General features: G+C 54.0%; 25 protein-coding genes. 18 read left to right on the top strand and 7 right to left on the bottom strand.

Annotation, left to right across the window (positions count from 1 at the left end):
• The first annotated feature begins 15 nt into the window (after positions 1-15).
• The 13 genes from rpsH (at position 16) to rplQ (ending at position 6,916) form a co-directional block, all read left to right on the top strand.
• Entirely contained in the window at positions 16-408 is a 393-nt protein-coding gene (gene rpsH / locus ABD997_RS12560) for a 30S ribosomal protein S8 (protein ID WP_345317408.1), read from the top strand.
• A gap of 12 nt (positions 409-420) precedes the next feature.
• Positions 421-954, top strand: a complete 534-nt coding sequence (rplF, locus tag ABD997_RS12555; protein ID WP_345317406.1) for a 50S ribosomal protein L6 — start codon at positions 421-423, stop codon at positions 952-954.
• Between the two features lie 9 nt (positions 955-963).
• Positions 964-1,314, top strand: coding sequence for a 50S ribosomal protein L18 (gene rplR / locus ABD997_RS12550; protein ID WP_345317404.1), 351 nt, complete (start codon positions 964-966; stop codon positions 1,312-1,314).
• A gap of 14 nt (positions 1,315-1,328) precedes the next feature.
• Positions 1,329-1,829 carry a 30S ribosomal protein S5 gene (gene rpsE / locus ABD997_RS12545; RefSeq protein WP_345317403.1) on the top strand — a complete coding sequence of 167 codons (501 nt, stop codon included), beginning with the start codon at positions 1,329-1,331 and terminating at the stop codon, positions 1,827-1,829.
• 6 nt (positions 1,830-1,835) lie between these two features.
• Entirely contained in the window at positions 1,836-2,015 is a 180-nt protein-coding gene (gene rpmD, locus ABD997_RS12540; RefSeq protein WP_028110674.1) for a 50S ribosomal protein L30, read from the top strand.
• A 3-nt stretch (positions 2,016-2,018) separates the two neighbouring features.
• Positions 2,019-2,453: a 50S ribosomal protein L15 gene (rplO, locus tag ABD997_RS12535; protein WP_345317400.1), complete on the top strand. Its 435-nt coding sequence runs from the start codon at positions 2,019-2,021 to the stop codon at positions 2,451-2,453.
• A gap of 14 nt (positions 2,454-2,467) precedes the next feature.
• Positions 2,468-3,787 (top strand): preprotein translocase subunit SecY, encoded by a 1,320-nt coding sequence (secY, locus tag ABD997_RS12530; RefSeq protein ID WP_345317399.1) that lies wholly within the window; start codon positions 2,468-2,470, stop codon positions 3,785-3,787.
• A 24-nt stretch (positions 3,788-3,811) separates the two neighbouring features.
• Positions 3,812-3,925: a 50S ribosomal protein L36 gene (gene rpmJ / locus ABD997_RS12525; RefSeq protein ID WP_073326189.1), complete on the top strand. Its 114-nt coding sequence runs from the start codon at positions 3,812-3,814 to the stop codon at positions 3,923-3,925.
• A 138-nt stretch (positions 3,926-4,063) separates the two neighbouring features.
• Positions 4,064-4,420, top strand: a complete 357-nt coding sequence (gene rpsM, locus ABD997_RS12520; RefSeq protein WP_345317398.1) for a 30S ribosomal protein S13 — start codon at positions 4,064-4,066, stop codon at positions 4,418-4,420.
• Positions 4,421-4,433: 13 nt separating this feature from the next.
• Complete coding sequence (gene rpsK / locus ABD997_RS12515) at positions 4,434-4,823, top strand: 30S ribosomal protein S11 (RefSeq protein WP_067665737.1); 390 nt, start codon at positions 4,434-4,436, stop codon at positions 4,821-4,823.
• 24 nt (positions 4,824-4,847) lie between these two features.
• Entirely contained in the window at positions 4,848-5,468 is a 621-nt protein-coding gene (gene rpsD, locus ABD997_RS12510) for a 30S ribosomal protein S4 (RefSeq protein WP_345317397.1), read from the top strand.
• Positions 5,469-5,492: 24 nt separating this feature from the next.
• The gene (locus tag ABD997_RS12505) at positions 5,493-6,485 is read left to right on the top strand and encodes a DNA-directed RNA polymerase subunit alpha (RefSeq protein WP_345317395.1); all 993 of its coding nucleotides are present in this window, start codon (positions 5,493-5,495) and stop codon (positions 6,483-6,485) included.
• 38 nt (positions 6,486-6,523) lie between these two features.
• A complete protein-coding gene (rplQ, locus tag ABD997_RS12500; protein ID WP_345317394.1) occupies positions 6,524-6,916 on the top strand; it encodes a 50S ribosomal protein L17 in 393 nt (130 codons plus the stop codon).
• A 578-nt stretch (positions 6,917-7,494) separates the two neighbouring features.
• Here rplQ and ccmE read toward each other — a convergent pair.
• The 5 genes from ccmE to ccmA are packed head-to-tail and all read right to left on the bottom strand — an operon-like array spanning position 7,495 to position 10,249.
• The gene (gene ccmE, locus ABD997_RS12495; RefSeq protein WP_345317392.1) at positions 7,495-7,968 is read right to left on the bottom strand and encodes a cytochrome c maturation protein CcmE; all 474 of its coding nucleotides are present in this window, start codon (positions 7,966-7,968) and stop codon (positions 7,495-7,497) included.
• Positions 7,965-8,177 carry a heme exporter protein CcmD gene (ccmD, locus tag ABD997_RS12490; RefSeq protein WP_345317391.1) on the bottom strand — a complete coding sequence of 71 codons (213 nt, stop codon included), beginning with the start codon at positions 8,175-8,177 and terminating at the stop codon, positions 7,965-7,967. Before ccmD ends, ccmE begins: the two co-directional genes overlap by 4 nt.
• Positions 8,174-8,920, bottom strand: coding sequence for a heme ABC transporter permease (locus ABD997_RS12485; RefSeq protein WP_345317390.1), 747 nt, complete (start codon positions 8,918-8,920; stop codon positions 8,174-8,176). Before ABD997_RS12485 ends, ccmD begins: the two co-directional genes overlap by 4 nt.
• 1 nt (position 8,921) lies before the next feature.
• The gene (gene ccmB, locus ABD997_RS12480; RefSeq protein ID WP_345317389.1) at positions 8,922-9,605 is read right to left on the bottom strand and encodes a heme exporter protein CcmB; all 684 of its coding nucleotides are present in this window, start codon (positions 9,603-9,605) and stop codon (positions 8,922-8,924) included.
• Between the two features lie 2 nt (positions 9,606-9,607).
• On the bottom strand, positions 9,608-10,249 hold the full coding sequence (gene ccmA / locus ABD997_RS12475) for a cytochrome c biogenesis heme-transporting ATPase CcmA (protein ID WP_345317388.1): 642 nt from the start codon (positions 10,247-10,249) through the stop codon (positions 9,608-9,610).
• Positions 10,250-10,596: 347 nt separating this feature from the next.
• Here ccmA and ABD997_RS12470 point away from each other — a divergent pair, with 347 nt between their 5' ends.
• Positions 10,597-10,890: a c-type cytochrome gene (locus ABD997_RS12470; RefSeq protein WP_345317386.1), complete on the top strand. Its 294-nt coding sequence runs from the start codon at positions 10,597-10,599 to the stop codon at positions 10,888-10,890.
• Between the two features lie 56 nt (positions 10,891-10,946).
• Here the strand turns inward: ABD997_RS12470 and ccmI are convergent, their stop codons facing one another.
• Positions 10,947-12,209 carry a c-type cytochrome biogenesis protein CcmI gene (ccmI, locus tag ABD997_RS12465; RefSeq protein ID WP_345317385.1) on the bottom strand — a complete coding sequence of 421 codons (1,263 nt, stop codon included), beginning with the start codon at positions 12,207-12,209 and terminating at the stop codon, positions 10,947-10,949.
• A 407-nt stretch (positions 12,210-12,616) separates the two neighbouring features.
• On the opposite strand from ccmI, the gene ABD997_RS12460 reads away from it, so the two are divergent.
• From ABD997_RS12460 to ABD997_RS12445, 4 genes are read left to right on the top strand one after another with little or no spacing between them, the layout of a single operon-like run.
• Positions 12,617-14,587, top strand: coding sequence for a heme lyase CcmF/NrfE family subunit (locus ABD997_RS12460; RefSeq protein ID WP_345317384.1), 1,971 nt, complete (start codon positions 12,617-12,619; stop codon positions 14,585-14,587).
• Between the two features lie 15 nt (positions 14,588-14,602).
• The gene (locus ABD997_RS12455; RefSeq protein WP_345317382.1) at positions 14,603-15,157 is read left to right on the top strand and encodes a DsbE family thiol:disulfide interchange protein; all 555 of its coding nucleotides are present in this window, start codon (positions 14,603-14,605) and stop codon (positions 15,155-15,157) included.
• Positions 15,157-15,621, top strand: coding sequence for a heme lyase NrfEFG subunit NrfF (gene nrfF, locus ABD997_RS12450; RefSeq protein WP_345317381.1), 465 nt, complete (start codon positions 15,157-15,159; stop codon positions 15,619-15,621). Before ABD997_RS12455 ends, nrfF begins: the two co-directional genes overlap by 1 nt.
• Positions 15,618-16,172, top strand: a complete 555-nt coding sequence (locus ABD997_RS12445) for a TlpA family protein disulfide reductase (protein ID WP_345317379.1) — start codon at positions 15,618-15,620, stop codon at positions 16,170-16,172. The genes nrfF and ABD997_RS12445 overlap by 4 nt, the downstream gene beginning before the upstream one ends.
• Positions 16,173-16,191: 19 nt before the next feature.
• Here ABD997_RS12445 and ABD997_RS12440 read toward each other — a convergent pair.
• Positions 16,192-16,490 (bottom strand): hypothetical protein (locus ABD997_RS12440; RefSeq protein ID WP_345317377.1); only part of this gene is annotated, 299 nt, incomplete at its 5' end.

Below are 16,490 nucleotides of genomic sequence, written 5' to 3'. Positions count from 1 at the left end.
CGGGAGTAAGCGAATATGAGCATGCAAGATCCGATCGCGGATATGCTGACGCGCATCCGCAACGGCCAGGCAGCAAGTAAAGTTGCAGTGACCATGCCGTCCTCAAAGCTGAAAGTGGCTATTGCTAACGTTCTCAAAGCAGAAGGTTACATCGCCGATTTCGCCGTCTCCGGTGACGTTAAACCGACTCTGGAAGTGACTTTGAAGTACTTCCAAGGTAAGCCGGTGGTTGAATCCATCGAGCGTGCCAGCCGCCCAGGCCTGCGCATCTACAAAAAGAAAGATGAGCTGCCGAAAGTTATGGGTGGACTGGGTATCGCTATCGTATCCACCTCTAAAGGTGTGATGACCGACCGTGCAGCCCGCTCTCAGGGCATGGGCGGCGAGATCATCTGCTACGTAGCGTAAGGAGTTATTACTATGTCTCGTGTAGCTAAAGCTCCAGTCGCTATCCCTGCCGGTGTTGAGGTTTCCCTCAACGGTCAGGAGATCACCGTTAAAGGTGGTAAGGGTACTCTGACTCGCGTTCTGAACGACGCGGTTGTTGTCGCCAAAGAGGAGAGCCAAATCACTTTTGGTCCTCGTGAAGGTGCTGCCAATGCTTGGGCTCAAGCTGGTACTGCCCGCGCTCTGGTGAACAACATGGTTGTTGGTGTTACTGAAGGCTTCACTAAGAAGCTGCAGCTGAACGGTGTTGGTTACCGTGCTGCTATTAAAGGTAACGCTGTTAACCTGACTCTGGGTTTCTCTCACCCGGTAGAATACGTTCTGCCTGAGGGTGTGAAGGCCGAGTGCCCGAGCCAAACTGAAATCGTCCTCACTGGCGCAGACAAGCAGTCTGTTGGTCAGGCGGCCGCGAACATCCGCGCTTACCGCGCACCTGAGCCTTACAAAGGCAAAGGTGTACGTTACGCAGATGAGAACGTGCGTCGTAAAGAGGCCAAGAAGAAGTAAGGTAATACGATGGACAAGAATGCAGCTCGTCTGCGTCGCGCACTGCGCGCACGCAAGAAAATTCAGGAAGTGGGCGCGACTCGTCTGGTCGTGTTCCGTACTCCGCGCCACATCTACGCCCAGGTTATCACTGCCGACGCAAACGTAGTGGTTGCTGCCTCTACCGTTGAGAAGGCGATTGCCGAGCAGGTAAAAGGCACCGGTAACATTGACGCCGCTAAGGCTGTTGGTAAAGCGGTTGCTGAGCGCGCTCTGGAAAAAGGCATCAAGTCTTTGGCCTTCGATCGCAGTGGCTTTAAGTATCACGGTCGCGTAGCAGCATTGGCTGACGCAGCTCGTGAAGCTGGCCTCCAGTTCTAAGTTGGGAGTGGATCATGGCGAATCATGAGAATCAAGCCGGTGACCTGCAAGAAAAGCTGATTGCAGTTAACCGTGTTTCTAAAGTCGTTAAAGGTGGTCGCATCTTTAGCTTCACCGCACTGACCGTGGTTGGTGACGGTAATGGCCGCATCGGCTTTGGTTACGGCAAGGCCCGCGAAGTGCCTGCCGCTATCCAAAAGGCGATGGAAAAGGCTCGTCGTAACATGCAAACCGTTACCCTCAACAACGGCACCCTGCATCACCCGGTTAAGGGCCGTCACTCCGGCTCCAAGGTGTACATGCAGCCTGCCTCTGAAGGTACCGGTATTATTGCGGGTGGTGCGATGCGCGCAGTGTTGGAAGTGGCTGGCGTACACAACGTTCTGTGTAAGGCGTACGGCTCTACCAACCCGATCAACGTTGTTCGTTCTACCGTAGACGCTCTGACTTCTGTGAAGTCTCCTGAGCAAATCGCTGCGAAGCGTGGTCTGCGTGCCGACGAAATCCGGGGGTAATCTGACATGGCTAAAACTATTAAGGTTACTCAGACCAAAAGCTCTATCGGTCGCCTGCCTAAGCACAAGGCAACTCTGGTAGGTCTGGGTCTGCGCAAAATCGGTCACACTGTTGAGCTGGAAGATACTCCTTCCGTTCGCGGCATGATCAATAAAGTTTCCTACATGGTTAAGGTGGAGGGATAAGCTATGCGTTTGAATACTTTGTCTCCGGCCGCTGGCTCTAAAAAAGCTGCTAAGCGTGTAGGTCGTGGTATTGGTTCCGGCCTGGGTAAAACTGGTGGTCGTGGCCACAAAGGTCAGAAGTCCCGCTCCGGCGGCGGCGTTCGTCCTGGTTTCGAAGGCGGTCAGATGCCCTTGAAACAGCGTCTGCCTAAGTTTGGTTTCACTTCTCGTAAGTCTTTGGTTTCCGCCGAAGTTCGCTTGCACGAAGTGGCCAAGGTTGAAGGTGACGTTGTAAGCCTGGCCACCCTGAAAGATGCTGGCATCATTTCTGCAAACATTCAGTTTGCGAAAGTTGTCCTTTCGGGTAAAATCGAGCGCCCAGTAACCATCTCTGGTCTGAAAGCGACCAAGGGTGCTCGTGAAGCCATCGAGGCTGCGGGCGGCAAAATCGAAGAGTAACGGGAAAGTACGCAATGGCTAAGCCAGGACTTGAATTAAATAGTGCGAAAGGGGGCCTTTCCGAACTGAAAGCGCGCCTGTTGTTTGTTCTCGGAGCCATTATTGTGTTCCGGGCGGGTTCTTTCGTGCCAATTCCTGGTATTGATGCCGCTGTGCTTGCCGAACTGTTCAAGCAGCAACAGGGCACCATCGTTGAAATGTTTAACATGTTCTCCGGTGGTGCTTTGGAACGTGCTTCTGTTTTCGCGCTGGGGATCATGCCGTACATTTCGGCCTCAATCATCATGCAATTGCTGACGGTTGTGCACCCCACGCTAGCGGAGTGGAAGAAAGAGGGAGAAACTGGTCGTCGTAAGATCAACCAGTGGACCCGTATAGGTACCTTGGTTCTGGCCTTTTTCCAGTCCATCGGCATCGCAACTGGCTTGCCCAGTATGGTGCCCGGATTGGTGGTTGACCCCGGATTCGGCTTCTACTTTGTAGCTGTCGTCAGTCTGGTAACTGGTACCATGTTCCTGATGTGGCTGGGTGAACAGATCACCGAGCGCGGTATTGGTAACGGCATCTCTATCCTGATTTTTGCAGGTATTGTTGCTGGTTTGCCTTCCGCTATCGGTCAGACGGCTGAGCAGGCGCGTCAAGGTGAACTGCACTTGCTCTTGTTGCTCGGTCTGGTGGTTATTGTCGGTCTGATCACGGCCTTCGTGGTATTTATGGAACGCGGCCAACGCCGCATTGTGGTAAACTACGCCAAGCGCCAACAAGGTCGTAAGGTGTTTGCTGCACAAAGCACCCATTTACCGCTGAAGGTTAATATGGCCGGCGTGATTCCGCCGATCTTTGCGTCCAGCATTATTCTGTTTCCAGGCACTTTGGCCCAGTGGTTCGATCAGAGCCAGGGTGGCATCCTGTCAGACATCTCTCTGGCACTGTCTCCTGGACAGCCGCTGTACGTAATGATTTATGCTGTAGCGATTGTTTTCTTCTGTTTCTTCTATACCGCGTTGGTGTTCAACCCGCGTGAAACAGCGGACAATCTGAAAAAGAGCGGCGCGTTCATCCCCGGGATTCGTCCGGGCGAGCAAACTGCCCGCTACATTGATAAAGTGATGACCCGCCTGACATTGGCTGGCGCTGCGTACATCACCTTTATCTGTCTGGTTCCTGAGTTTATGATGCTCACTACCAATGTGCCGTTTTACTTCGGTGGGACTTCACTGTTGATCATGGTAGTGGTTATCATGGACTTTATGGCCCAGGTTCAGACTCACCTGATGTCATCTCAGTACGAGTCTGTCCTGAAAAAGGCCAACCTTAAGGGCTATGGCCGTTAAGGGCGCCATTCACGGAGTATCAAAATGAAAGTTCGTGCATCAGTGAAGGCCATGTGCCGTAACTGTAAGGTGATCAAACGTAATGGCGTTGTTCGTGTTATCTGCTCTGAGCCGAAGCACAAACAGCGTCAAGGTTAATCGGTTCGTCCGAGAGACCACCTAAGTGCGCAGGGCTGGCCCTTCAGGTCAGCCCCTGCGTTATTGCAATCTGGTTTGCTGTCGAGTATCCTCTCGGGCTTTTCGCAGTAAACCCCCTGGAAATGTAGGAGTGCTATAGTGGCCCGTATCGCTGGCATTAACATTCCTGAGCATAAACATGCGGTTGTTGCTCTGACCGCCATTTTCGGCATCGGCCAAACCCGCGCAAAAGCCATTTGCGTTGAGGCCGGTATTGCTGAAGATGTGAAATTTAAGGACCTCGACGAGTCCACCATCGATCAGGTGCGTGAGGCTGTTGCAAAGTTCACTGTTGAAGGTGATCTTCGCCGTGAGGTTTCTATGAACATCAAACGTCTGATGGATCTGGGTTGCTTCCGTGGCTTGCGCCACCGTCGTAACTTGCCAGTTCGTGGTCAGCGTACCAAAACCAATGCGCGCACCCGTAAAGGTCCGCGTAAGCCGATTAAGAAGTAAGGGGAATTAACCAATGGCTAAAGCTCCTTCTCGTACTCGTAAAAAGGTACGCAAGCAGGTCGCAGACGGTATTGCACACGTTCATGCTTCCTTCAACAACACCATTGTGACCATCACCGATCGTCAGGGTAATGCCCTGGCTTGGGCTACTGCTGGTGGCTCCGGTTTCCGTGGTTCTCGTAAGTCTACTCCGTTCGCTGCTCAGGTAGCTGCCGAGCGTTGCGCTGAAGTCGCAAAAGAGTACGGCCTGAAGAACCTGGAAGTTGAAGTGAAAGGTCCCGGTCCGGGTCGTGAATCTTCCATTCGTGCGTTGAATGCTGCGGGTTTCCGCATCACCAACATCACTGATGTGACTCCGATCCCGCACAACGGTTGTCGCCCGCCGAAAAAGCGCCGCGTATAACCCTAGGCTAGTTGGAGAAGAAACATGGCAAGATATTTGGGTCCAAAGCTCAAACTGAGCCGTCGCGAAGGTACTGATCTGTTCCTGAAAAGCGGCGTTCGAGCGATCGATTCTAAATGTAAGATTGATACTGTACCGGGTCAACACGGCGCTCGTCGCGCGCGTTTGTCCGACTACGGTGTTCAGCTGCGTGAAAAGCAGAAAGTTCGTCGTATGTACGGCGTTCTGGAAAAGCAGTTCCGTAACTACTACAAAGACGCTGCTCGTATTAAAGGCAACACTGGTGAAAACCTGCTGCAGTTGCTCGAGAGCCGTCTGGACAACGTGGTTTACCGCATGGGCTTTGGTGCTACCCGCGCCGAAGCACGTCAGCTGGTGAGCCACAAGGCCATCAAGGTTAACGGTCGTGTTGTTAACATCCCGTCCTTCCGCGTATCTCCGGATGATGTAGTTTCCGTCCGTGAGAAGTCTCAGAAGCAAGCTCGCATTAAAGGCGCGCTGGAAATTGCTGAGCAGCGCGAGAAGCCGACTTGGGTTGAAGTAGACGCCGCGAAAATGGAAGGCACTTTCAAGCGCCTGCCAGAGCGTAGCGATCTGTCTGCTGACATCAACGAACAGCTGATCGTAGAGCTTTACTCTAAGTAAAGCTAACCGTTAAGAGAGGACAAAATGCAGGGTTCTGTTACCGAATTTCTAAAGCCACGACTCGTCGATATTGATCAAATTAGCGCTAACCGGGCTAAGGTGACTCTGGAGCCGCTCGAGCGTGGTTTTGGTCACACTCTGGGCAACGCTCTTCGTCGCATCCTGCTCTCTTCCATGCCGGGCTGTGCGGTTACTGAAGTCGAGATCGACGGTGTACTGCACGAGTACAGCAGCAAAGAAGGTGTCCAAGAGGACGTCTTGGAGATCCTGCTGAACCTGAAAGGTTTGGCGGTGAAGCTGGAAGGCAAAGATGAGGCGACTCTGACTCTGAGCAAGTCCGGTGCGGGCCCTGTCACTGCAGCAGATATCACCCACGATGGTGATGTGGAGATCGTTAATCCCGATCACCTGATCTGTACTCTGACCGGCGCCGACGCCGACATTAACATGCGCATTAAAGTGGAACTGGGTCGTGGATATATCCCCGCCTCTGCCCGCGTGCAGGTTGAAGATGACGAGCGTCCGATTGGTCGTTTGCTGGTTGATGCATCGTTTAGCCCGGTAGTTCGCATTGCTTACAATGTTGAAGCTGCCCGTGTTGAACAGCGCACCGACCTGGACAAGCTGATCATCGACATGCACACCGATGGCACTCTGGACCCTGAAGAGGCGATTCGCCGCTCCGCCACTATCCTGGCAGAGCAGTTGGAAGCCTTTGTGGACCTGCGTGATGTCAGTGAGCCGGAAGAGAAAGAAGAGAAGCCGGAGTTCGATCCGATTCTGCTGCGTCCTGTCGACGATCTGGAACTTACAGTTCGTTCGGCTAACTGTCTGAAAGCTGAGGCAATTCACTACATTGGTGACCTGGTTCAGCGTACCGAGGTTGAGCTTCTTAAGACCCCGAACCTGGGTAAGAAGTCTCTGACTGAGATTAAAGACGTTCTGGCCTCCCGTGGTCTGTCTCTGGGCATGCGCCTGGAGAACTGGCCGCCGGCCTCTTTAGTCGACAACATGTAACCGGATCTGTTTGAGATTTAGGTTAGAAGGATAAGGTCATGCGCCATCGTAAGAGTGGTCGTCAACTGAACCGTAACAGCAGCCACCGTCAGGCTATGTTCCGCAACATGGCTGGCTCCCTGGTTCGCCACGAAGTTATCAAGACGACCCTGCCTAAGGCCAAAGAACTGCGCCGTGTAGTAGAGCCATTGATTACTCTGGCTAAAACTGACAGCGTAGCGAACCGCCGACTGGCATTCGCCCGTACTCGCGATAAAGAAGTTGTGGGTAAACTGTTCAACGAACTGGGTCCGCGTTATCAGGAACGTCCGGGTGGTTACACTCGCATTCTGAAATGTGGTTTCCGTGCTGGTGACAACGCGCCGATGGCTTTCATCGAGCTGGTTGGTCGTCCGGTTGGCGAAGAAGTTGCTGAAGCTGCGGCTGAGTAATTTCGACGTTTAAGAAAAAGGCTCCCTTCGGGGAGCCTTTTTTGTATCTCTTGTACTGGGTACATTAGTACGTATTCCACCGTGCCAGACGAAGTCGGGACAGCCCTGCTGGCCCAGATCTATCGGTGATCGCCTATACGGCCTTTCTCCGCTTTCAAAGGCAGGAGCGGGTCCATTTATTTTACGGCACCCACAGCCTTCCCTGATGACTGCCTTTGAGGCGGGATCGTTCCCTGCAGAAGCGAACAGATGGTCGGATAGAGGAGTAATTATCTCCTGTGGCTTTCACCAAGGTTCAGAAAGGGGCTCGTGGTGAAAGAATGCTGCGACATCGCCTGCCTTCTTACGCGTTAGTTCACTTTCCTAACCGGTTAGAGAGTTGGACTACTGGACCCTTGATATCTGTCTTCACTTCTCCATCAGTGATGTAGCGGCACCGAGAGTGTTCATCAGTCATCTCAGGAGAAGATTTCGACACTCGAAATCAGTCGGTTTTAGTGAATTAGCGGCATAAAAAAACGGCCCATTTGGGGCCGTTTTGGAAGTTCTGTAGTTTGCGTACTGATAAGGCGATGGCCTTAGTAGCTGCCTTTACTGTATTCCATTTTATTGTGAGATTCGCCCATAGCCTCCGCGATCTCCGGTGGCATGTAGTTCTCGTCGTGCTTAGCCAGCACTTCACTGGCTTCGAGTACGTGGGGCTCAATGAGCGTGCCTTGAGCCACAATCCCTTGGCCCTCTCGGAACAGGTCCGGCAGCATGCCATCGTAGAGAACGGTGATCGCGGGGCCACTATCGGCAATGTCAAAAGCGATCTTTAGGCTGTTGGGGTCACGATCAACGGATCCCTCTACGACCATACCACCGACGCGGATCCGTTGGCCCACTTCCGGCATCAACCCAGTTTCTTCTCTACCTTGGACCACCTCAGTGGGAGTGAAGAACAGATCCAGGTTCGAGTTGAGGGCGAACAATAACAGGCTGGCGATGGCTGCCACGCCGCCGATCAGGACGGATGCGAACAATAAGCGTTTTTTGCGGCGTGGATTCATTGTGTTTGGCTCCTGTGTTGACGAAGGCGGGCTTCGCGTTCTTGTTTTTGGGCGATTTGGGCTAACACACTCTTACGCTTGCGGGCGGAGTGAATGATGAGGCCACCTATGGCAATCACTGCACTGCCATAAGAGAGCCAGACGTAGAAAGCATAGCCGCCCATATCGAAAAATTCGGCCAACGAGGCGAATTGGAATGTCAGGTTCATGCGTTATTTTCCTTTGCGACCAGGGCGCGGACCCACGGGCGCATGCTGTTGCGAGCCAGCACCTCGGCGCGGAAGCGCAGGATGCTAAGGGCACCGATCATCATGGCGAAGCCGAAGATATTACAAAGAAGCGGAATCAGCATCTCTGGGGGCATATTATTGCTTTTGCCCACGGTGATGGCATTCGGCTGGTGAAGCGTGTTCCACCAATCTACCGAGTACTTGATGATAGGAAGGTTGATGACCCCGACGATGGCGAGGATCCCAGCGGCCTTCGCTGCCATGACCTTGTCCTCAAACGAAGCATAAAGCGCAATGACACCCAGGTAGAGGAACAGCAGCACCAACTCTGATGTAAGGCGTGCGTCCCACACCCACCAGGTTCCCCACATGGGTTTACCCCAAGCGGCTCCGGTCAAAAGAGCAACGGCGGTCAATACGGCGCCAATTGGTGCGATGGCGGCCGCGGCCATGTCTGCAAGCTTGATCTGCCAAACCAGCCCAATAAAGGCACAGACGGCCATCGCCATATACGCCGACATCGACATGGACGCTGCTGGAACATGCAGGAAAATGATGCGATAGGAGTTGCCCTGCTGGTAGTCGACGGGCGCAAAGCCCAGCCCCCAGACGGTGCCTATGGTGATCAAAAGCGTAGCCAGGATGGCAAACCAGGGGAACAGGCTGCCTGCGAGGTTGTAGGCTCGCTCAGGCTGGGCGTAGGGATGTAACCACTTCCACATATCAGTTGGTACTCACTCGTAAGGATGCACTAATGGCGACAGGTGCAACCACCAGCGCCCCGATTAGGATTGCAGCCAGAATAGCAAGGTGGCCGCCAAAATTCAGGTTCATTGAAGCTGCGTCGATCGCTCCGGTAGCAAAAATGAGTACCGGAATGTACAAGGGCAGGATCAAAAGGCTAAGAAGAACGCCGCCTTTAGGTAACCCCACTGTCAGTGCGACGCCAATGGCGCCGATCAGAGAGAGGGTGGGGGTACCGACCAGCAAGGTCGCCATCAGGGCACCGTAAGCCCCGGAGTCTAGGTGCAGCATGACCGCAAGCAATGGTGCGATGAGGATCAGCGGCAGGCCGGTTACCAGCCAGTGGGCTAAGACCTTGGCCAGCGCCAATAAGGCCAGAGGTTGAGGGCTTAACATCATCTGCTCGAGGCTACCATCGGCAAAATCGGACTTGAATAGCCGCTCCAGCGACAGCATGGCGGATAACAGGGCAGCGACCCAAATGATCCCTGGCGCAATGCGGGTCAGGGTGTTGGGCTCGGGCCCTATCCCAAGAGGGAAGAGAGTGACAACCATCACGAAGAACATCAAAGGGTTAAAAATATCCCCTCTGTGACGAAATGCGATCTGCAGGTCCCGTTTGAGGACGATGGAAAAGGCGTGGAAGTAGCTCACTTGACGCATGCTCAGGCCTCCGGATGAAACTGGTAGGAGAGTGTCAGCTTTTTCAGCCGATTGCCGACGAGCTGCAGATCCTGGTGGGTTGTCAGAATAACGCAGCCGCCACGGTCGGCATGGTCGAGAAACAATTGCTCCAATTCGGCAACGCCACGCTTGTCGATGGCCGTCAGGGGCTCATCGACTATCCAGATCTTGGCCTCAGAGTGCCACAGGCGGGCAAGGGCGATGCGGCGATGCTGGCCTGCGGAAAGGTGCCCCGCAGGATGCTCTTCAAATCCGGTGAGGTTGACCTTGGCGAGGATCTCTCGTTGAGGGGCATCATGGTAGCCTGCCAACTTTAGATTGAAGTTCAGGTTTTCTTCGGCAGAGAGCTCGGACTTTACGCCGGGAAGGTGGCCGAGATAAAGCAGCGCCTGATGGTATTCATCCCGTGCTTCTTCAATGAGCTGGTTCTGGTAAAACACGCTTCCACTGTAGGGACGAGAAAGGCCTGCGAGAATGCGCAGTAGGCTGGTTTTACCTGCACCATTGGGGCCTTCAATTTGCAAAATGTCCCCGGGGTGAACGTCGAAGCTGAGCTCGTCAAACAGGATCCGCTCCTCGCGGATACAGGTCAGTGCCTTGGCCTGCAATAACGGCTTTGTCATTGGCTGTGTCACCGGATCCTCGCGGTAATTATGGCGTTGTAAAACAGTGCGCGGATATTACCACAGGGCCGTATTGGGGCCCCGTCCTCCTGCCACATTTCTGTTAACTGATGTTCATATTCAGCACTAAATATCTCAGGATGTGAGCAATTTAACAATTGAATAGCGGCCATAAAGGTGGCGTCTCAGCGAAGATATCAAACCTTGTATGTCAAAGTTGCGCCCGAATGTGACTTGGTCGACCTATAGGTGCCAATTCGTGATGGCTGTGATAGAGTTTGCCCGAGGCTGGCGTAGCGACTTTCTCGTTCCCAGCGTGAGATTGTCAACGGATTGGAAGAGACAAAATGAAAAAATTAGTGACATTTGCTGCGGTAACGGGCTTGGCGTTGGCGTCCAATGTAATGGCGCAAGAGGGCGAAGCGGTTTACCAGAAAGCTTGCAAGACCTGCCATGAAATGGGCATTGCTGGTGCGCCGAAGTTCCAAGATGCGGCCGCGTGGGAGCCTCGCTTGGCCAAAGGTATGGATCAGCTGGTTCAGAGCGTCAAAGATGGTATGAATGCTATGCCTCCCGGCGGGATGTGCATGGATTGCTCCGATGAAGACCTCAAGAACGCCATCGACTACATGAGCAAGTAACCATTGTGCTCGATAGAAAAAAGCCTGGCATCTGCCAGGCTTTTTTTATTGCTCGTTTATTTGACCAGCGTATCGATGGAGACTGCCACTTGGCTACCCAAAGCAATGTCCTGAGCCTGGCCTACCAAGTCGCCGGGTGTCGGGGCCGGGCTACCATCGTGATTAACCGTGGCGATGATCATCACCTGTTCGGCGCTGCTGATCACCATTTGGGGCGACATCGCTTTGCTGTCATCCAGTACAACCGTGGTGGGCAGGTCGGCCACCTGAACCCGGGCGACTGCCAATGGCATGCCTGGCCCCTTGGTTGGACGGGCGTAGATGAAGACGGTGTCGGTGGCATTCGCGTGCTGTGCAACCGCACTATCCAGAGTCACAGTGACGGTTATGGAGCCAGCATCGCTGTCGTGTACCTGTGACCCCTCACTCTGGTGCACAGCATCCTGCGGCATGGCTTCACCATTTTGCAGCATGGTTCGGGCCTGAGCAATCGCGCCTTGAATCGCATCACGATCCACGTCCGTGCGAGGGCTGGTCAGGATCATCTCCCAGTGCCCGATAGCGTCTTCATAGCGAGCGGTGAAGAATGCATCCATACCTAACAGCAGGCGGGTGGCTGGGTCTTTTTCATCGTCTGCCAAGGCCTGGTCAATGACGACTTGAACCTCAGGCGTGATGTTCTGGTCCGCCAAATAGTACATGGCGGTGGCTTTCGGCCCTAAAAGTTCAGCATGCACCCCAACCAAGCCCATGACCGTGTCAAAGGCGTCAATCGCTTTGCGGTACTGACTGCTGGAGATGTAGGCATGACCCAGAGAGAACCAAGCTTGGCTGTCGGTTGGGTTTTTCTCTACGTGGTTTTCCATCTGCTGAAGGCGCATGGCCATCAGTTGCTCGGGATTCATGCCCGCGTGAGGATCAGCCTGTTGGGCACTATGTGGTGCATTCCAGTCGCTGTGGCGACCGAGGTCGTAATAGGTGTAGCCTGAAACCAGTGTCAAAACGATGCTCATCGTAATCGGCCAAAGCACCGTCGGGGATTGGCGGGCTAGAACATCCTCTTCCTGCTCAATGTTCTGGAGCAGAGTGAGCTGCATCTCCTGCTTCAGGGCATCGTACTCAGACTGATTGATGCGCCCTTCCGCCAAGTCCGTGTCGAGCTCTGCTTCCCGCTCGTTGAACAGGTTCAGGTTCGTTTCTTTGCGCAATTGGGCATCGCTGGCCTGTCGGGCCAAACGGCTTCGCCGCCAGAAAGGTAGCCATATCAGGGCCAGAGCCAGCAGGGTGAGGGCAGCGATACCAATCCAAAAAGTCGTCATAACAGTCTCATGGTGATGGGGCTTGGGGTGATAGACGATAATCGTCTTTTATACACCCAGTTGAGGAAGGATTATACGGCAAGCGTAATGCATGAACAGGGGGTAGCTGAAGTGATGCGGTCGATATAAGGCGGTTTGAGGGTGCGGTCACAGTTCCAGAAGCCCATGAACATAAGAGAGAAACTCCCCGGGGTTGGCAAGAGTAGAGTGTCAGTCCGTCGCCAGTGTCCTGAGGGTTGCAACTTTTGTGACGAACGACCCGCTGCGAGACTCTGCGCTGGAAAAAGCGTAACAATCCGGCAGACAATAGGGGCAATACTGCCTAAAATGGCGGCAATGACACTCGTTCACGATGTCTGTAGATCAAAGGACTGCATCGTGTGGCACATTTCCTCTGAGGTAAGATAATGGTTCCGGAACTAGGACATTACTCGCTCATCATCGGACTGGCGTTTTCAGCGTTGATCGCGGTGGTTCCCCTGCTGGGCGTGGCCCGTAAAGACGCCTACTTGGTAAGCTTTGCTCGTCCACTGTCGTACGGCATGTGCCTTTTTATGGGTATTGCAGTCGTATGCCTTGGCTACGCATTTGCAACCGACGATTTTTCCGTGGCCTACGTGGCGAACAACTCCAATAGCCTGTTGCCCATCTATTTCAAGATTGCGGCGATCTGGGGGGGCCATGAAGGCTCGCTGCTGTTTTGGACCTTCTCTATCTCTGTCTGGGCGGCGGCCGTTGCCTTTTTTAGCCGGGGCCTCGAAGAAGCCTTCACGGCCCGAGTGCTGGCCGTACTGGGCATGGTGACGGTGGGCTTCGCCCTGTTTATGCTGTTCACCTCCAGTCCGTTTGAGCGCCTGTTCCCGATGCCAGCAGAGGGACGGGATCTCAACCCGATGTTGCAGGATGTCGGGTTGATCTTCCATCCGCCACTGCTGTATCTCGGCTATGTAGGCTTCTCCGTCTCGTTTGCATTCGCTATTGCCGCCTTGATGAGTGGCCGACTGGACTCCGCCTGGGCCCGCTGGTCTCGCCCCTGGACGTTGGCCGCCTGGGCATTTTTGACTACTGGCATTGCCCTTGGCTCCTGGTGGGCTTACTACGAACTCGGCTGGGGTGGCTGGTGGTTCTGGGATCCGGTGGAAAATGCGTCTTTCATGCCTTGGTTGGTGGGGACCGCACTGTTGCACTCGCTGATCGTAACCGAAAAGCGTGGCACCTTCCGGAACTGGACCATACTGCTGGCGATCTTTACCTTCTCGCTTAGCCTGTTGGGTACCTTCCTGGTGCGCTCTGGCGTGCTGACATCCGTACACTCTTTTGCTGCAGATCCTTCGAGAGGTTTGTTTATCCTCATCCTGCTGGGGATCGCGATTGGGGGTTCGCTGACGCTCTTCGCGCTGCGTGCGACAGAGATGGCTTCGCCCTCCCGTTTCGAACTGCTCTCTAAAGAAACCATGTTGATGGCCTGTAATGTGTTGCTGGTGGTGGCGACCGGCTCTGTCCTGCTCGGTACTTTGTACCCGCTGCTCGGCGATGCCCTGGGCCTGGGTCAGATCTCTGTCGGTCCTCCATACTTCAACATGGTGTTCAACCCCATTGTGCTTCTGATGTTCCTGTTTATGGGGATCGGGCCCTTCATCCGCTGGAAAAAAGCGAAAGATGGGGAGTTGAAGAAACTGCTGCCATCTGCCCTTGTTGCTCTGGTGGGCGCTGTGGCACTGCCTCTGCTGATCGGCGATAGCAGCCGTTACAACGCTTGGGTCTTCTGTGGCTTGTTCGCTGCGCTTTGGGTGGGTGGGTGCTTGATCATAGACCTGATCCGTCAACTCAAAGACACCGATGGGAGCTTCACCCTGCGTCGCATTACCCGCAGCTACACCGGAATGCAGCTCGCCCACTTCGGTATTGTCATGTCGATCATTGGTGCTACTGTGGTATCTAACTATGACAGTGAGCGCTCCGTGCGGATGGGCCCGGGGATCAGTGAAGATCTAGCGGGATATACCTTTACCTACGAACGGACTCAGACCGTACAGGGTCCCAACTACACGGCAGAACAGGGGGTAGTAAGGGTTTCCTATGGTGACGATTACGTCACAACCCTCTATCCGGACCGTCGCCAATACAATGTGCGGACGATGGATATGACAGAAGCCGGTATCGACTGGGGCTTTACCCGTGATCTCTATGTCACCATGGGGGACCCGTTGGACAGCACCCACTACGCGGTACGTCTGAACTACAAACCCGGTGTTCGCTGGATTTGGTTTGGTGGGATCTTCATGATGTTTGGTGCCGCTGTTGCGGCGACAGACAAGCGCGCCAAGAGTCGCAAAAAGGTGGCAATGCCTCAGGGCGCCACTTTGACCAACGCCTGATACAGAGGGTTTTAGATGAAACGTGTTTTTCTCTTTATACCGTTAATTCTGTTTGCGGTATTGAGTGTGTTCTTGTTCAAGGGGTTGTTTCTCAACCCCGCTAAGCTGGACTCGGTGCTGGTAGGAAAGCCAGTGCCCAGTTTTGTGCTGGAGTCACTCGAAGACCCGGGTCATAGCTGGTCTCAAGATGATCTGGCGGGGGAGGTTTACCTGCTGAATGTCTGGGCCACCTGGTGTCCCTCCTGTAAGTATGAGCATCCGTTCTTGAACCGGCTCAAGCGTCGCGGTGAGATCGCCATATATGGGATCAATTATCGCGATGAGCGTCAGGCTGCGATTCAATACCTGCAGAACAGTGGTGACCCTTACAACAAAAACATTTTTGATCCTGATGGCACCTTGGCGTTTGATTTAGGCGTCTATGGCGCACCGGAAACCTTCGTGGTCGACCACAAAGGGATCGTGCGCTATCGCTTTGCGGGTGTGCTGGAACCACAGGTGTGGGCGAAAGACTTCATGCCCCTCATCCAGCAGATCAGAGACGAAGCGGCTGCAGAGGGGAACTCCTGATGAAAAGATACGTCACTGCCTTAATGGCCATGCTTCTGGTCAGCGTGGTGGCTGCTGCGCCTATTGATACTTACGAATTCAAGGATGCAAAGAGCCAAAAGCGGGCGTCGGACTTGGCGGCAGAGCTGCGCTGCCCGCAGTGCCAAAACCAAAACCTGCATGACTCCAACTCTCCCATTGCTATGGACATGCGCCTGCAGGTGTATCAAATGGTTGAAGAGGGCAAGAGTAACGAGGAGATCATTACGCACTTTACCTCCCGCTACGGAGACTTTGTGCGTTACCGCCCGGCATTTGACGATCGAACCTATCTCTTGTGGTTGGGGCCGGTGTTGTTTCTGATGGTCGGTGTCGGGATCGCATTCCTGTTCATCCGCCGTCAGCGCCGAGACGTGGCCGGTGATGTGACGGTCTCGGCCGAAGACCAGGAAAAATTGGCCAAGCTGTTGGATAAAGGCCAATGAGTTCTTTGCGGCACGCTATGATTTTGGCTCTGGCGTTGCTGACCGCAAGCGTCAGCGCCTACCCGGGCGCCGTATCTGGCGGTGATGACCCAGCGCTAGCACGCTTCGTTCATCTGTCGAAGCCCCAGAATCTGGATAACATTGCTTTTGTTGGTCCCGATGGAAAGCCTTTCGAGTTGGAAGCATTTCGGGGCCATCCGGTAATGATCAACCTGTGGGCCACCTGGTGCCCCCCTTGTGTGCGTGAGTTGCCATCATTGATGCGTTTTCGGCAAGAGTTCGAAGCCAAAGGGCTAAAAGTTGCCCCGGTCTCCATAGATAGGGATACCACGAAGGTGGCTCCCTTTCTGGAGGAGTTGGGGATGGGTGAGATGAAGACCTGGTTTGATACCAGTAACCAGTTCGGCCAAATTTTGCCGACCGATCTTATCCCTGCGACCTTTATCTTGGACGAGCACGGACAATTAGTGGCATTTGTTCGCAGCTTTGTCGATTGGGATAGTCCAGCGGTACGCCAGGCGATGACTCGCTACCTGCCTGAGGGGCAGTGAACCCTCCGCAGTAACCGACTTAAGCCAGAAGGGCTACATCAAAACAGCACCGTGGATGTGAAATCCTCGGTGCTGTTTGTTTTTTGATCGGTTCGATTAATTTCTCTTGTAGGGGGGTTGCAGGACGGAAATGACGCCCTATAATGCGCTCCCTGTCGACGGGGCACAGCGAGCCACTCAGTGAGGAGCAAGCGGCGTCACCAAAGGGCTTCAGGCCCGACTGGTTAAAACCTCGACGGTTGAAAAGAAAGTTGAAAAACGGCCTTGACGACCACGGTGGATTCACTAGAATACGCCACCTGCCTTGAGCAAAGCGGC

It is taken from the genome of Ferrimonas gelatinilytica (assembly GCF_039544205.1).
Lineage (GTDB): Bacteria > Pseudomonadota > Gammaproteobacteria > Enterobacterales > Shewanellaceae > Ferrimonas > Ferrimonas gelatinilytica.
The sequence above is the reverse complement of the archived record's forward strand: the minus strand, read 5'-3'. Positions and strand labels throughout refer to the sequence as shown.

Bases quoted from the DNA above. Each gene is read 5' to 3' on its own strand.
- ABD997_RS12470 (WP_345317386.1), top strand. From the start codon at position 10,597: ATGAAAAAATTAGTGACATTTGCTGCGGTAACGGGCTTGGCGTTGGCG.
- rpsH (WP_345317408.1), top strand. From the start codon at position 16: ATGAGCATGCAAGATCCGATCGCGGATATGCTGACGCGCATCCGCAAC.
- ABD997_RS12460 (WP_345317384.1), top strand. From the start codon at position 12,617: ATGGTTCCGGAACTAGGACATTACTCGCTCATCATCGGACTGGCGTTT.
- ccmB (WP_345317389.1), bottom strand. From the start codon at position 9,605: ATGCGTCAAGTGAGCTACTTCCACGCCTTTTCCATCGTCCTCAAACGG.
- rpsK (WP_067665737.1), top strand. From the start codon at position 4,434: ATGGCTAAAGCTCCTTCTCGTACTCGTAAAAAGGTACGCAAGCAGGTC.
- nrfF (WP_345317381.1), top strand. From the start codon at position 15,157: ATGAAAAGATACGTCACTGCCTTAATGGCCATGCTTCTGGTCAGCGTG.
- rpmD (WP_028110674.1), top strand. From the start codon at position 1,836: ATGGCTAAAACTATTAAGGTTACTCAGACCAAAAGCTCTATCGGTCGC.
- rplQ (WP_345317394.1), top strand. From the start codon at position 6,524: ATGCGCCATCGTAAGAGTGGTCGTCAACTGAACCGTAACAGCAGCCAC.
- rplO (WP_345317400.1), top strand. From the start codon at position 2,019: ATGCGTTTGAATACTTTGTCTCCGGCCGCTGGCTCTAAAAAAGCTGCT.
- rpmJ (WP_073326189.1), top strand. From the start codon at position 3,812: ATGAAAGTTCGTGCATCAGTGAAGGCCATGTGCCGTAACTGTAAGGTG.
- ccmD (WP_345317391.1), bottom strand. From the start codon at position 8,177: ATGAACCTGACATTCCAATTCGCCTCGTTGGCCGAATTTTTCGATATG.
- rplR (WP_345317404.1), top strand. From the start codon at position 964: ATGGACAAGAATGCAGCTCGTCTGCGTCGCGCACTGCGCGCACGCAAG.
- secY (WP_345317399.1), top strand. From the start codon at position 2,468: ATGGCTAAGCCAGGACTTGAATTAAATAGTGCGAAAGGGGGCCTTTCC.
- ccmA (WP_345317388.1), bottom strand. From the start codon at position 10,249: ATGACAAAGCCGTTATTGCAGGCCAAGGCACTGACCTGTATCCGCGAG.
- ABD997_RS12455 (WP_345317382.1), top strand. From the start codon at position 14,603: ATGAAACGTGTTTTTCTCTTTATACCGTTAATTCTGTTTGCGGTATTG.
- rpsD (WP_345317397.1), top strand. From the start codon at position 4,848: ATGGCAAGATATTTGGGTCCAAAGCTCAAACTGAGCCGTCGCGAAGGT.
- ccmE (WP_345317392.1), bottom strand. From the start codon at position 7,968: ATGAATCCACGCCGCAAAAAACGCTTATTGTTCGCATCCGTCCTGATC.
- ABD997_RS12485 (WP_345317390.1), bottom strand. From the start codon at position 8,920: ATGTGGAAGTGGTTACATCCCTACGCCCAGCCTGAGCGAGCCTACAAC.
- ABD997_RS12445 (WP_345317379.1), top strand. From the start codon at position 15,618: ATGAGTTCTTTGCGGCACGCTATGATTTTGGCTCTGGCGTTGCTGACC.
- ABD997_RS12505 (WP_345317395.1), top strand. From the start codon at position 5,493: ATGCAGGGTTCTGTTACCGAATTTCTAAAGCCACGACTCGTCGATATT.
- rplF (WP_345317406.1), top strand. From the start codon at position 421: ATGTCTCGTGTAGCTAAAGCTCCAGTCGCTATCCCTGCCGGTGTTGAG.
- rpsE (WP_345317403.1), top strand. From the start codon at position 1,329: ATGGCGAATCATGAGAATCAAGCCGGTGACCTGCAAGAAAAGCTGATT.
- ccmI (WP_345317385.1), bottom strand. From the start codon at position 12,209: ATGACGACTTTTTGGATTGGTATCGCTGCCCTCACCCTGCTGGCTCTG.